Consider the following 14,095-nt stretch of genomic DNA (forward strand, 5'->3'; position numbering starts at 1 on the left):
ATATGACAAAAATAGACGAACATCTTCGAAACCGTATGAGAATAGTCATCTGGAAACAGTGGAAAACCAGTGAGAAAAGGATGTGGGGGTTAAAGAAACTTGGCGTACCCGAATGGATGGCAAGACAATCCGTAGGATTTGCAGACCATTATCAGGCGGTAGCAAAAACAGCCGGACTTCGCAAGATAACAAAAGAAATCCTCGCAAAGCGAGGACTCATTAGTTGTTTAGATTATTACATGAATTGAACCGCCGTATGCCGAACGGCACGTACGGTGGTGTGAGAGGGAGGAGAAAGTCCTCCCTACTCGATTATAATTATTATAAGAATAATTAAAATTAGGAGGATGTTTATGAAGTACGATGAACAGATATACAGACCACCCAAGGAATATAAGTCTATACTTCTTCAGGTAACCAGTGGATGTACCCACAATAAGTGTAAGTTTTGTGGTATGTACAGGTATACCAACTTCAAGATGGAGTCTCTAGACCAGATAGAAGAGGATGTAATAGAGGCCAGCCAGCACCCATACTATAGGGGGGTCAAGAGAGTATTCCTACTAAATGGTAATCCATTTGTATTAAAAACTGAAAGACTCCTAAAAATAGCAGATATAATACACAAGCACCTGCCACAGGTAGAGGTCATATGTATGTATTCATCTATCAAAGATATAGAAAACAAGTCTGACCAAGAGCTAAAGATGCTTAAAGATGCAGGTATAAATGACCTTTATCTTGGTATAGAATCAGGCAACCAAGAAGCCCTTGAATTTATCAATAAGGGAAACACAGTTGAAGAGGCTATTACTCAAATGAAGAGGCTAGACAAGTTTGACTACAATTACTATGCTATGATACTTACAGGTCTTATGGGACGTGGAGTAGACAAGGCTATAGAAAATGGAAGGTTGACTGGCCTTATGCTATCCCAGGTCAATACTAGGGGTATATTTCCTATGTCAGTGACCCTCGTACCAGGTACGGAGCTATGGGACTTGAATAGGAGGGGTGAGTATGAAGAAGCTACGGAGTACGACAGGTTGATAGAGTTAAGGTCTATCCTAGAAAATCTCCACCCACAAAAGACATCCCTATTATCATCTGCCCACAACTCAAACACTATGTATATAAAGGGAATAGCTCCAAGAGACAATGACAAGATGATAAAAGAGATAGACGATATTCTATCTGAAGCATCTCCTGAAGAAATGCAGGATTGGATAGATAGGGGACGAATTAGGTTGTAGGCATTAGTAAAATATTTATAAGATAAGAATGTTTTTGAAGATAGATTAAAAATCTTAAAAGAGCTTAAAAGGGGTTTAAAAAAATCAAAAATTGAACATAAGTTATTGAGTGACAAATCTCTCCTCACTATTTGTTATTTAAAAAAACAGACTAGATAATTAGTCAGTCAGCAATCTATCAGCAACAAGTAAAGTTGTAAATACAAGATCAAACTAGTAGATAAAAATTAAATTGCAAATATTATATGTCAAATTCTTATATTTATCTTGACGGATCGCTTCTAATAGGATAAAATATATGGGTATGAGAATAAAAGATTCTCGTCTCTGCTCCGAGTAGGATCGGAGCCGTATAGTCCAAAGGGAGGTGAAAAATAATGAAAGCTTATGAATTACTTTACATAGTAAAGCCAACTCTAGATGATGAAGCTAGAGAAGCTGTACTAGAATCAATTAAGAACATAATAACAGAAGCTAACGGTGAAGTTGGTGAAGTTGATGTTTGGGGAAGTAGAAAGTTAGCTTATCCAATCCAGAAGTTCAGAGATGGTGTTTACACATTAGTGAACTTTAAGGCAACTGTTGATTTTCCAAAGGAATTAGACAGAAGATTAAAGATAAGTGAAGACGTAATAAGACATATCATAGTTGCGCAGGATGAAAAATAATAGGTGGTGTTAATATGAACAATGTTGTACTAGTCGGAAGATTAACTAAAAACCCAGAATTGAGGTATATACCAGGTTCTGGAACACCAGTGGCTACATTCACATTAGCTATTGATAGAGATTACAAGAATAGGGATGGTTCTACAACTACCGACTTTATTCCTGTAGAGATAATGGGAAAGCCAGCCGAATTTTGTGCCAATTATATTACAAAAGGAAGATTAGTAGGAGTTCAGGGTTCTATCAGAGTTGATAGATATGATGCTGCTAATGGAGAAAAGAGAAGCTTCACAAAGGTCGCAGGTCGTAACATACAAGCTTTGGAAAGTAAGAATAGCCAGGCTTCAGGTAGCGTAATGCCAGGTCCATCTGATGGTGGATTTAGTGCTCCTAAGTTTGAGCCAAGTGACGTAGTTAGTCCTTCTGAATTTTCAGCTGTTGACGATGACGATGTGCCATTTTAATGGAGAGGAGAGATTTAGTCATGATAAACAAGAAAAGACGTAAGAAGAAAAGAGTTTGTCAGTTCTGTGCTGACAAGAACACTAAAATAGATTACAAGAACTATCAGAAGCTAGAGAAGTTTGTCACTGAAAGAGGCAAAATACTTCCTAGAAGAATAACTGGTACTTGTGCTAAGCACCAGAGAGAGCTTACAAAGGCTATCAAGATGGCAAGAAATATAGCTCTATTACCATATACAGTTGAATAAATCTATATTGTAAATATAACAAAGGTCGCTGACAATCAGCGACTTTTTTTATATCTACAAAATGTCTAAGAAGGTCAATTGATTTACATTATACATCTAAGGTGGTATAATTAAGTATGGTATACACTCTTAATAATGGGGTGTTAATACCTAAATTACCATTGGAGGTGGTGAATTGAGCTTTGATAAAAAAACAGAAGAAGAAAATAGAAAATACCTAGAAGAATTAATTAAAAGAAATTATATCAATCCTAATATAGTAAATGCTATACTGGTTTTATTGCTGTCGTTATTGGTGGCTTTAACAGTAAAGACTACCTATATATTTGCAATAATCGGACTTATACCAATGACTATATTGGCTATGAGGGCTAATATGGTATATTCTATATCAGCAGTCGGTATTTTGGGTGCACTTGCATACTCACTGGGCGGGTCTGGACAGGCTGGAGCTATAGTACTTGTATATTTATTACCGGCAACTATATCCGGGCTTATCTTTTCTAAGAGTTTTATGTATAAGTTTTCCAATTATTCTAATGTGGGGATTTTCTCTAAGGAGACGGGCAAAGAGGTTATGACATTTATAAATCTCAAGCTATTCTTTGTATCCATAGTAGTGTATGTAGTTGGTATAAGTACTTACTACCTATTTATGAAATATACTCAGGGAGTTGACCTTATAAAGGAGATGCAGGTATTTTTTGACAAGTTTTTAAAACTATACCTAGCCAATATAGGTCAGGAAGAAATAGACAAGTTAAACAAGGTCGGAGCTATTGACCAATTGAAAAATATAGCCAGTATGGTTCCGGTGTTTGTTTTCTTGAGGGCTGTTATCCTAGCGCTTGTGACGTATTATGTAGCACCCCTAATCGCCAACTTAGTATATGAAAAAAAGATACTGAACCTTCCTATAAGTATGATTATACTTCCTGGAAATCCTGTTGTATTTATGTTTATAAGTATACTGATCCTATTTTCTATAGGTTGGTTTTATAAGGAATATAATATGGATATAGTTATAAATAACTTTATCATTGTTATGAATATCTTATTTTTCTTGGAAGGTATTTCACTTTTTATCTTCAGTATAAAAAAATGGGGTAGTATTAAGAAAAAGGTTAACTGGTTCTTGATATTGGGACTTACAATTGTTATGGGTGTATTGCCCGGAATAGCAGTTATAGGCATGTTAGACAATATGATGAATTTTAGAGAGAGATGGTTGCCTTTAGTAGGAGGAAATAATGAAAAATAAGAAGGAAAAAAAATATGTTTCTGATTACCTCGAGTATATATGTTTTTTAGTGATGTTGGCCCTATGCCTATATGTCCTTCTTAAAAATATATTACTCGGACTGGCGGCTATAATAGTCACTGTGGCAATCATATACGTATGGAGCAGAAATAAAAGGTTGGAGTCTGATAGTTGGAGAGAAGAGGTAAAATCTTTGACTATGACTTGTGATAAGATGACTAGGACTTCAATTGCCAATATACCCGTTCCAGTATGCTTTATCGAGCTAAATGGAAGGATAATATGGGCTAATAAAAAGTTTGAAGAGATGGTGTCAGACAAATATCCAATCGACAAGGAATTAGAAGACTATGTCGGCGATATCACTCTTAGGAAGATACTAGATGAAACAAAGGTTATAGAAGATGAGTACAGCTTCAATGATAGGGACTACAGGATAGTATATTATTTCAACAAGAAAAATGACATACAAGACGGAAGTGTAGACTATATGGCTGTTATATACTGGTTTGATATTACAGACCTAAAGAACCTAAATAAAGAGCTTGAAAACAATAGGGAAGTAGTCCTAAATATACAAGTTGATGGTTATGAGGAGGTCATGAAGTCTACAACAGAAGAAAACAGACCTATTATAGCAATGGATATTGAGAGGCTTCTTACTAGTCTTCAAGATGAGACCAAGGGACTGCTTACCAAGGTCACAAATGACAAGTACCTACTATTTACCAATGAAGAGTCCCTAAATGAGCTTGAAAAGAGCAAGTTCTCTGTCTTGGAAAAGGCTAGGGAAATAGAGCATGGCAACTCCCTACCCGTTACTATGTCAATAGGTGTTGGCCGTGGAGGAGATACCATAGAAAAGACTGGGGAATTTGCATCAGGAGCTATGGATATGGCTCTTGGCCGTGGAGGAGACCAGGTCGCTGTAAGAGACAAGGAAGGATTTAACTTCTATGGAGGTAAGTCCAAGGGGTATGAGAGAAAGACCAAGGTAAAATCAAGGCTGATAGGTCTTGCTCTTAAAGAGATAATCAACCAGTCCAACAAGATACTTATAATGGGTCACCACTATCCAGATATGGATGCTATGGGGGCTGCAGTTGGAGTATATGATATATGTAAGTCCTTTGGCAAAAAGGCAAATATAGTCCTTAACGATGTTACTGAAGCAGTTGAAATATTTGTCGAGAGGGTCAAAGAGGATGATTACTACCAGGATATATTTATATCGCATGACAAGGCTATAGACATGTGTGATGAAAACACCCTAGTGATAGTTGTAGACACACACAGGCCAAGCTATACAGAGTGCAGCAAGCTACTTGATATATCTAAGAGGATAGTGCTTATAGACCACCACAGAAGGGGCGTAGAGTATATAAATGACACAGTACTATTATTCCATGAGATATATGTATCATCTACTTGTGAGATGGTTACAGAGCTAATCCAGTATATCGATGCCGATATAAATATAAATAAGCTTACGGCAGAGGGGCTACTTGGTGGTATATACCTAGACACTAAGAATTTTGAGTTTAAAACAGGTGTTAGAACATTTGAGGCTGCATCATTCCTTAGGAATATGGGGGCTGATACCCTAGCAGTCAAGAAATTCTTCAATTCTCATGCAGAGGACTTCTTGGTAAAGGCAGAGATAATACAGAGAACAGAGATAATAGACAACAAGATATGTATATCCTATTCAAATGAACAGATAGATAATATAAATATAGTGATTGCCAAGGCAGCAGACGAACTCTTAAATATCAAAAAGATAGAGGCATCCTTTGTACTGGGGATGAAGGGAGACGTGGTGTTCGTTAGTGCAAGGTCAATTGGTGATATAAATGTTCACGTATTGATGGAGAAGATTGGAGGAGGAGGTCATCTTGATATAGCTGGAGCCCAGCTAAAGGATGTCAGCCTATCTCAGGCCTATAATATGGTCAAAGAAATTATTACAGATTATTTAGAGGAGGAAGAATAACTATGAAGGTTATTTTATTAAAAGATGTAAAGGGAACAGGTAAAAAGGGAGAAATAAAGGAAGTAAGCGACGGATACGCAAGAAACTTCCTACTAAAGAAGGGCGCTGCAGTAGAGGCTACTGGAACAAATATGAAGGAGTTAGATGAAAAGGCCAAGTCAAAGGAAAGAAAAGAGCTAATAGCCTATGAAGAAGCTGTCCTACTAGGCAAGCAGATGGAAGAGGTCAATATAGTTATAGAGGCCAAGGCTGGAGAGGGCGGAAGGTTATTCGGTTCAATAACATCAAAGGAAATAGCAGAACAGCTAAAGAAGCAGAAGAACATAGATGTAGACAAGAGAAAGATAAGTCTTGATGAGCCAATCAGGTCTTTAGGATCAAGATTTGTAGATATAAAGATACACCAGAAGGTTACAACAAGAATAAGAGTAGATGTAAAGGAAATATAGTAGGAGCGACTTAGATAGGTCTAGGTTGGATAAATATAAAAATCTGATCTTAAATAAGTAGTAAAATAGAGAGCGAGGTTTTTACCTCGCTTAAAATTTATAAAGGAGTGAAAATAGTGGAGGATATCAAAAAAAATATTCCCTATAGTCTGGAGTCTGAACAGTGCGTAATAGGGTCTATTCTCTTGGATGCAGATACATTTTTAATAGTTGATGAAGTCCTAAATGGGGATGACTTCTATATAGGGTCCCATAAGATCATATATGACACTATGGCCGAACTCAACAATGAGAGAATACCAATAGATGTCGTAACATTGTCTGAGAGAATAAGAAATAAGGGGCTCCTAGACCAGATAGGTGGAGTCAATTACCTTACTAGTACGACAAGGATTATACCTACTACCTCAAATGTAAAAACATATGCAGATATAGTAAAAGAAAAATCTATATTAAGGAGGCTCATAGAGGCCTCAGGAGATATAATGAATCTTTCATACAATCCAGGTGAGAGTATAGAGGAGATCCTAAATATAGCAGAAAAGAAGATATTCGATATATCTCAGGACAATGCCGGTGTAGACTTTAACCCCATAAATGAAATCCTTAAAAACGTATTTAAAAATATAGAGGACAACTACAACAACGGAAGTGAAATGACAGGACTTGATACAGGCTTTAAGGACCTAAATGACAAGCTAGGTGGATTCCATAAGTCTGACCTGATCCTAATAGCTGCAAGACCTGGTATGGGTAAGACGGCCTTTGCCCTTAACCTAGTTGCCAATGCAGCCCTAAGAGCCAAGGCTAAGGTGGCGGTATTCTCCCTTGAAATGTCAAAGGAGCAGTTAGTTCAAAGACTTGTATCAGCCCAGTCAAATGTAGAGCTAAAGAATATAACTACTGGTAAAATAGCAGACAATCAGTGGTCTGACCTGATAGACGCCATGAAGGTCTTGGATGTAGCCAATATATATATAGATGACTCTCCAGGCATAAAGATGTCTGAGATTAGGACCAAGTGTAGAAAGCTCAAAATAGACCAGGGACTTGATATGATAATGATAGACTACCTTCAGTTGATGGAGGGGGATGGAAAGGCTGAGTCAAGACAGCAGGAGGTCTCAAAGATATCCAGAGGCCTTAAGATCCTAGCAAAGGAGATGGATTGCCCAGTGCTCGCCCTATCACAGCTATCTAGAAATACGGAAAATACCAAGGACCATACACCTAAGCTATCTGACCTTAGGGATTCAGGGGCCATAGAGCAGGATGCAGACATAGTAATGTTTATATATAGAGAAGATTATTATGAGCAGATTGAGACTACAAAAAAGAATATAGCCGACATCAAGATAGCCAAAAACAGGCATGGAGAATTGTCAACTATTGAGCTTGTATGGATAGGTGAAATACAAAAATTCAAGGACAAGGCAAAAGAAATAGGAAGCTAAAATCTATATATAGATTTTGTTAATTTAAAAAAAGATAAATTTAAAGTTATGATATGTTCAATATAAATAACGAATTTACTAATGAATATAGTTAATGGGTCGGTATAATAAATTGGTACCAAAATTCTAAAAATTTATGAGTTATTCACAGAAAATATGTTCTTTTCAACAGAAAAATGTGGATAACTCTATTTTTTTGTGTGTATTACTTGATATTTAGGGATTGTATTATCCACTTACTCCACAGACTTATACACAATTTCTGTGTATAAGTCTGTGGTTAAGTCTATGGATAAGATTTAGGTCAACCTTAGGTCGGGACCATAGAATTCAAATATTTTAAAATTACCGACGATTCTAGATGTGATCCTATCTGTGTATACTTGGTATAGCATACCTACATCTAGATTTGTTGATATAATTGTCTTTTTCTTAGAATTGATCCTAGAGTTAAGGATGTTAAATAGTTCTGATATTGTAAATGAGTTGACCATCTCTGTTCCTAGGTCATCTATAATCAAGAGGTCTGTTTCGTAGACGTTATTGTAGTTTTCTTGGTCTGACCTAGAGTAGTCCGCCCTTTTAAACCTGTATTTTTCTATTATGTCCATTAGGTTAAAGGCTGTCTGGTAGATTACAGTGTGGCCCTCTTTTAGGATCTCTCTTGCTATACAGCTGCAAAGGTAGGTCTTACCAAGGCCTGGAGTTCCTGTGAAGAGTAGATTGTCCTTGCCACAGGTCTTGTTCTCCTTGAAATAATAGAGATATTCGTCAATGTCTGACATTATGTTTTTCATATTTTCACGAGGGCTGAGTTCGTAGTTTTCAAATTCTTGGTCTGAGAAAACAGAAAAATTAAACTTGTCAAAATTGCTATCTTCCAATATCTTGTCTAGGTTGGACATCCTATAGGAGTCTTGGAGGATTTTCTGCTTTAGGCACTTACACTGGTCGCCTGACTCCAAAAATCCGGTATCCTTACAGATTGGACACCTGTACTTTAGGTCTAGGTAGTCACTAGGTATCCCATAGTATTCAAAGAGGTCTGACTTTTTCTTTATCATAGAGTTAAGCTCATACCTCATAGTTTCTATATCTTCATCTGAACAAGAATTAAAGAGCATCTTGCTTATATTAAGACCCATCATCCTGATGTCATTGCTAAGAGAGTCTATATCAGGATATTTTTCATTGATTTCTTTGATTCTCTTTTCTTGTAGAGCCAAGTTTTTATCTCTTGTGTACTGGTAGTCGAGTAGGATTTCTCTTTCCTTGCTAGGATCCATATCTATACCTCCTTACTTTTTATTTAACTTACGTACTAGCTGGGTTAGTTCCTCTGGTGAATACTTGGAGGCAGCTCCCTGCTTATAGTTGTGAAAGGCAGTTTTTTTGACAGGGACAGCCTGTCTAGGTGATTTAGCCTGTGAGTGTTTTTTCTTATCCTCTTTGGCCTTGATGAATCTCTTATCCTCTGCCTCTACATCTTCTAGGGTCTTTACTCCTGACTTATGCCATGCCTTTATTATACCATCTATATACTTTATACTAGGCGTACTAGTATTTATGGTCTTGGAGCAGGCCATAAGAATCATGTCCTTGTCCATTTGATACTTTTCTATCCAATCCTCCATGACTTCTTCTTCATAGGAAGTTGGATTTTTTCTATTTATACCTAGAGACCTAAATACTTCCCTGTATATTTCATTTTTTGTCCTAGACTCTTCCTCGTACAGGTCTAGGTCATGGAGGCTGGAAATATTGTTGTCAAACCAAGACTTCATAATACCTTTTACATAGCTTATAGACTTTATTCTACCCTTGTTTTCACTCGCCCTTACAAAGGCTGTTATGGCTAGGTCTGTATTTAGCTGATAGTATTCTATGGCTTCCATTATTTCTAGCTTTTCATTTGGAGTCAGTGGACGACCCGCTATTGCTTCCATATCTTCATACATACTTATATAGTCACTACTAGAAGCCTTGTCCACATCGTATTCCTGATCTTCACCCAGGGGTTGGTCTAGGTGCTTTTTGATATGGTCGTATTTGATATCCAAGAACTCTATGGATATTGTATCATTTGGGCCTGTATGGATTTTAACCACACCCATATCCTCCCAAAATCTCCAAGCATCCATTACTTCTTCTTCAGATATGCTAAGGGTTGTTGCTATTGTTTCATTGTTTAGGTCTTCTTTTGCTCTACCCCTGTAGAAATAAGCTTCCCTGTATCCTAGAAGGAAGACTTTTAATTGATCTCCAGAGGCTATTGGTATGTACATATCCAAGAAAAGACTTGGTATAGTGACATCACTATAAAGTTCATTTTTTATTGTTCTGTAAAACATTAGTCCTCCTTTCTTTGGCCCTACTTGTGGTAGGGTTCTGAGTTATTTATCCTAAATGACCTGTAGATTTGCTCTAGTAGTATGAGCCTCATCAACTGGTGTGGAAAGGTCATAGCCGAAAATGAAAGCTTGAAATCAGAGGCCTTTAGTACTGAATCAGATAGACCCAAGGATCCGCCTATTACAAAGTTTATATGGCTATTGCCGCTGACACTCAGGTCGTTTATCTTTTTGGCAAGGCTCTCAGAGGACAAGTTTTTGCCGTCTATAGCGAGGGCTATAGTATATGAGTTTGGCCTTATCTTTGAGAGAATTGCGTCTCCTTCTGTGTTCTTTATTATTTCCATATCCCTTGGACTCAGGTTTTCTGGAGCTTTTTCATCATTTAGCTCTATTATTTCCAACTTGGCATATCTAGACAATCTCTTGGAAAATTCATCTATGCCCAGCTTAATATATTTTTCTTTTATCTTTCCGACAGATATTATACTTATCTTTAACATTATTTTTTCACCTCGTGTAGGGATGATAGGGAGTCTCTAAGGAGTATATCTAGGTTTACGTCCTTGCCAATTATCATGGAGTTTTCCTTTAGGATATGGTTTGATGTCTCGTATGCCAGTTGGGGGAAGTTATTTTCCCTACTGAGATGGGCCAGAAGTATGTGTTCTGTACCATTGTTTATAAGGTCTACCACAAACTTTGCAGCATCCTCATTTGACAGGTGGCCTATATCAGACATTACCCTCTTTTTTAGGGCGTAGGTATATGAACCCATCAGCAACATCTCCTTGTCATAGTTAGACTCTAGAATTACTAGGTCAGAACCTAGGATATTTTTTCTGATATTTTCTGACACATGGCCTATATCAGTTGCTATTGAGATCTTGTTGTCTTTTTCGTTTGTAAATCTAAATCCTACAGGGTCACTGGCATCGTGGCTGATAGAAAATGGATTTACCAAAAGGTCTTTTATATTGTAGGCCTTGTCGTTTTCAAATATATTTACAAGGTTTTCGTCAACCTTGCCTATCTTTGATTTTGTCGCAAGCCAGGTTTTATAATTTATATAGATAGGTAGTTTGTAGCGTCTTGATAGGATACCTATACCCTTGATATGGTCTGAATGTTCATGGGTAACCAGTATGCCATCTAGCTTTGTTGGGTCAACTCCGATTTCCTCAAGAGACCCTGTGATTTTCTTGCCGCTAAGTCCTGCATCTACAAGGATATTTGTATCCTTAGAGCCTACATAGTGACAGTTTCCGCTTGAACCACTACCGATTGAGCAGTATTTTAACATAAGCACTTCCTTTCATTTGTATATAAATATTATAAGCCATATTTTGTTTTATTTCATCAATTTTTTGTCCTATGCTTATATGTGGATATTGTCCTAATGTAAGAAAAATATAAGACAAAAATAAAAATATAGGTAGGGTATAAGGAGTCGTATGCTCCGCAATAAGGCAGTATAATATGAAACACAGCTAGTCAGAGTTACTTTATATAAAGAAAATAAAAAAGCTAGAAGCAAAAGCTCCTAGCTAAATGTTTACTGATTAGTCTTCGTATACAGAGAAATCTTCCTTTGTAACTCCACAATCTGGACATTCCCAATCTTCTGGAATATCTTCGAAAGCTGTTCCTGGTTCAATCCCTGAATCTGGATCTCCTATAGCTGGATCATAAACGTAACCACATACATCGCATACATATTTCTTCATATCAAATACCTCCAAATATAATTTATTTTTTGTTTTTATTGCTATTTTATTATATCAAATTAATACCCATAAAAAAACTAGTTTAACATATTTTTTTATTTATTCTCAATTTTTTCTGAACATTCAGGACAAATACCTATAAATTCCAATTGATGTGATGTTACCTGGTAGCCAGTATCATTTTCTACCTCATCAAGGATATCGGGTAGGGGACATTTTTCTACGTATTCAGTCTTGCCGCATACCTTACACCTTATAGTGTGTTTGTGGGAACCTGTGTTTAGCTGAAATATACCACTACCATCAGAATTGACATGACGGATAACTATATCCGACTCACAAAGAGCAGTCAGGGTTCTGTATACAGTAGAAAGATTTATATTGATATTTTCCTTAATTATAGAGTATATTTCTTCTGCACTTAGGGGCCTATCTGCATGTCTTAGACAATTTATTAGGGACATCCTCTTTTTTGTTGTTTTTAGGTTGGCAGACTTAAGCAGTTCATTGTTTTCTTTTCTATGGTTATCATTTGAACAATTACATGAATTCATTTTACCTCTCCTTATTGATAAAAACGTATCTAAATAAAATTATACCACTAAAAGTGTGACTTTAAAAATAAAATGGTGAATTAAAAATAAAATTAAGTACTAGGATATTGACAAAGAAAACTAATAAGAATATACTTTAAGAGAAAAGAAAATGCAAAAGTAATGCATTTGCATTAAGCTAATTAGGAGGTTTTATATGAATAAACTAGGATTAAAGGTATCAGCATTATTTATCGCAGCATCTTTTGCACTTGCAGGTTGCAGCGGTGGACAGGCTAGTCAGACAAAAAAGAGCGATGATTCGAAGCTAAAAGTATATACAAGTTTCTATCCTATGTACGATTTTACGTCTAAGATAGGTGGAGATAAAGTTGAAGTTGTCAACCTGGTGCCATCAGGTACAGAGCCACACGACTGGGAGCCAAGTGCTCAGGACCTTGTGAAAATAGGTGAAGCAGACTTATTTGTATATAGTGGTGCTGGAATGGAGTCTTGGGTAGACAAGTTAGATGAAAATGTAAAGGATGGAAAGCTTACAAAGGTTGAGGCATCTAAGGGAATTGAATTATTAAAGGGTGAAGAACACGATCATGACCACGAAGATGCTCATGACAAGCATGATGACCACAAGGATGCTGAAGACAAGCACCACGATCATGAAGATGCTGAAGACAAGCATCATGACCATGAAGATGCTGAAGACAAGCATCATGACCATGAAGATGCCCATGAACATCATCACCATGGCGAGTATGACCCACATGTATGGTTGGCTCCAATGAATGCCAAGGCACAGATGAAGAACATACTAGATGGTCTAGTAAAGGCAGACCCTAAGAACAAGGACTACTACCAGAAGAACTTTGATACATATTCTAAGAAGCTAGATGACCTAGATGCCAAGTACAAAGCAGAATTATCAAAGACAACAAAGAAGGATATAATAGTATCACACGAGGCATTTGGTTACCTATGCAAGGCATATGGACTTAATCAGGTTGGTATAGAAGGACTTAGTCCTGATTCTGAACCAGATGCAGCAAAGATGAAGGAAGTATCAGAATTTGCCAAGAAGAACAATGTAAAGTATATATTCTTTGAAGAGCTTATTAGTCCAAAGGTATCTGAGACTATAGCCAAGGAAGTTGGAGCAAAGACAGAGGTTCTTAGCCCAATAGAAGGTCTTACAGATGAACAGATCAAGGATGGTCAGGACTACTTCTCAATCATGGAGAGAAACCTAACAAATATACTTGCAGCACTTAAGTAAGATATATTATATGATAGTAGAAAAATAAATATAACTAAAGGCATAATCGGTAAATTGATGTGTACCCATAAAACTGGACACATTAATATTTAGTTTACATTCATGGATGCTAACCTATACAAAGTAGGTGGCATCCATTTTGTTTTCTTCTGAATCCTTTCGTTGTTGTAGTAGTATATATATTCATCTATTGCTTTTGAAAACTCTTTAAATGTCTTAAAATCTCTCTCATATCCATAATACATCTCTGTTTTTAGTCTGCCAAAGAATGTTTCCATAATACAGTTATCGTAGCAGTTTCCTTTTTTTGACATTGACTGCGTTATTTGATGCTTTTCTAGTTCTTTAATGTAGTAGCTGTTTTGATATTGCCATCCTTGGTCTGAGTGCATGATTAAGCCTT

General features: G+C 36.7%; 17 protein-coding genes. 10 read left to right on the forward strand and 7 right to left on the reverse strand.

Annotation, left to right across the window (positions count from 1 at the left end; genetic code table 11):
* The 9 genes from F823_RS0109355 to dnaB all read left to right on the forward strand — a co-directional run.
* Nucleotides 1-248 (forward strand): hypothetical protein (locus tag F823_RS0109355; RefSeq protein WP_019595685.1); only part of this gene is annotated, 248 nt, incomplete at its 5' end.
* A gap of 105 nt (nucleotides 249-353) precedes the next feature.
* Nucleotides 354-1,253 (forward strand): radical SAM protein, encoded by a 900-nt coding sequence (locus F823_RS0109360; RefSeq protein WP_002842988.1) that lies wholly within the window; start codon nucleotides 354-356, stop codon nucleotides 1,251-1,253.
* 377 nt (nucleotides 1,254-1,630) lie between these two features.
* The gene (gene rpsF, locus F823_RS0109365) at nucleotides 1,631-1,921 is read left to right on the forward strand and encodes a 30S ribosomal protein S6 (RefSeq protein WP_002842919.1); all 291 of its coding nucleotides are present in this window, start codon (nucleotides 1,631-1,633) and stop codon (nucleotides 1,919-1,921) included.
* Nucleotides 1,922-1,935: 14 nt separating this feature from the next.
* Nucleotides 1,936-2,385 carry a single-stranded DNA-binding protein gene (locus tag F823_RS0109370; protein WP_002842990.1) on the forward strand — a complete coding sequence of 150 codons (450 nt, stop codon included), beginning with the start codon at nucleotides 1,936-1,938 and terminating at the stop codon, nucleotides 2,383-2,385.
* A 20-nt stretch (nucleotides 2,386-2,405) separates the two neighbouring features.
* Complete coding sequence (gene rpsR, locus F823_RS0109375; protein ID WP_002843026.1) at nucleotides 2,406-2,633, forward strand: 30S ribosomal protein S18; 228 nt, start codon at nucleotides 2,406-2,408, stop codon at nucleotides 2,631-2,633.
* 175 nt (nucleotides 2,634-2,808) lie between these two features.
* Nucleotides 2,809-3,894, forward strand: a complete 1,086-nt coding sequence (locus F823_RS0109380) for a DUF2232 domain-containing protein (protein ID WP_002842966.1) — start codon at nucleotides 2,809-2,811, stop codon at nucleotides 3,892-3,894.
* Complete coding sequence (locus tag F823_RS0109385) at nucleotides 3,884-5,887, forward strand: DHH family phosphoesterase (protein ID WP_004167342.1); 2,004 nt, start codon at nucleotides 3,884-3,886, stop codon at nucleotides 5,885-5,887. The genes F823_RS0109380 and F823_RS0109385 overlap by 11 nt, the downstream gene beginning before the upstream one ends.
* A gap of 2 nt (nucleotides 5,888-5,889) precedes the next feature.
* Entirely contained in the window at nucleotides 5,890-6,336 is a 447-nt protein-coding gene (rplI, locus tag F823_RS0109390) for a 50S ribosomal protein L9 (RefSeq protein ID WP_002842980.1), read from the forward strand.
* Nucleotides 6,337-6,452: 116 nt separating this feature from the next.
* Nucleotides 6,453-7,790: a replicative DNA helicase gene (gene dnaB / locus F823_RS0109395; RefSeq protein WP_019595686.1), complete on the forward strand. Its 1,338-nt coding sequence runs from the start codon at nucleotides 6,453-6,455 to the stop codon at nucleotides 7,788-7,790.
* A gap of 299 nt (nucleotides 7,791-8,089) precedes the next feature.
* Here the strand turns inward: dnaB and F823_RS0109400 are convergent, their stop codons facing one another.
* From F823_RS0109400 to F823_RS0109425, 6 genes are all read right to left on the reverse strand, one after another.
* The gene (locus F823_RS0109400) at nucleotides 8,090-9,076 is read right to left on the reverse strand and encodes an ATP-binding protein (protein ID WP_002845330.1); all 987 of its coding nucleotides are present in this window, start codon (nucleotides 9,074-9,076) and stop codon (nucleotides 8,090-8,092) included.
* A gap of 12 nt (nucleotides 9,077-9,088) precedes the next feature.
* A complete protein-coding gene (locus tag F823_RS0109405) occupies nucleotides 9,089-10,141 on the reverse strand; it encodes a DnaD domain protein (protein ID WP_019595687.1) in 1,053 nt (350 codons plus the stop codon).
* Nucleotides 10,142-10,161: 20 nt separating this feature from the next.
* A complete protein-coding gene (rlmH, locus tag F823_RS0109410; RefSeq protein WP_002843042.1) occupies nucleotides 10,162-10,644 on the reverse strand; it encodes a 23S rRNA (pseudouridine(1915)-N(3))-methyltransferase RlmH in 483 nt (160 codons plus the stop codon).
* Nucleotides 10,644-11,444: an MBL fold metallo-hydrolase gene (locus F823_RS0109415; protein WP_002845327.1), complete on the reverse strand. Its 801-nt coding sequence runs from the start codon at nucleotides 11,442-11,444 to the stop codon at nucleotides 10,644-10,646. Before F823_RS0109415 ends, rlmH begins: the two co-directional genes overlap by 1 nt.
* 259 nt (nucleotides 11,445-11,703) lie before the next feature.
* The gene (rd, locus tag F823_RS0109420; RefSeq protein ID WP_002843076.1) at nucleotides 11,704-11,868 is read right to left on the reverse strand and encodes a rubredoxin; all 165 of its coding nucleotides are present in this window, start codon (nucleotides 11,866-11,868) and stop codon (nucleotides 11,704-11,706) included.
* 95 nt (nucleotides 11,869-11,963) lie between these two features.
* A complete protein-coding gene (locus tag F823_RS0109425) occupies nucleotides 11,964-12,422 on the reverse strand; it encodes a Fur family transcriptional regulator (protein ID WP_002843073.1) in 459 nt (152 codons plus the stop codon).
* A gap of 196 nt (nucleotides 12,423-12,618) precedes the next feature.
* Here F823_RS0109425 and F823_RS0109430 point away from each other — a divergent pair, with 196 nt between their 5' ends.
* A complete protein-coding gene (locus F823_RS0109430) occupies nucleotides 12,619-13,692 on the forward strand; it encodes a metal ABC transporter substrate-binding protein (protein ID WP_019595688.1) in 1,074 nt (357 codons plus the stop codon).
* 89 nt (nucleotides 13,693-13,781) lie between these two features.
* Here the strand turns inward: F823_RS0109430 and F823_RS0109435 are convergent.
* On the reverse strand, nucleotides 13,782-14,095 hold a 314-nt coding region (locus tag F823_RS0109435), incomplete at its 5' end, for an IS3 family transposase (protein WP_026333380.1).

This window comes from Peptostreptococcus anaerobius VPI 4330 = DSM 2949, from assembly GCF_000381525.1.
Taxonomy (GTDB): Bacteria; Bacillota; Clostridia; order Peptostreptococcales; family Peptostreptococcaceae; genus Peptostreptococcus; species Peptostreptococcus anaerobius.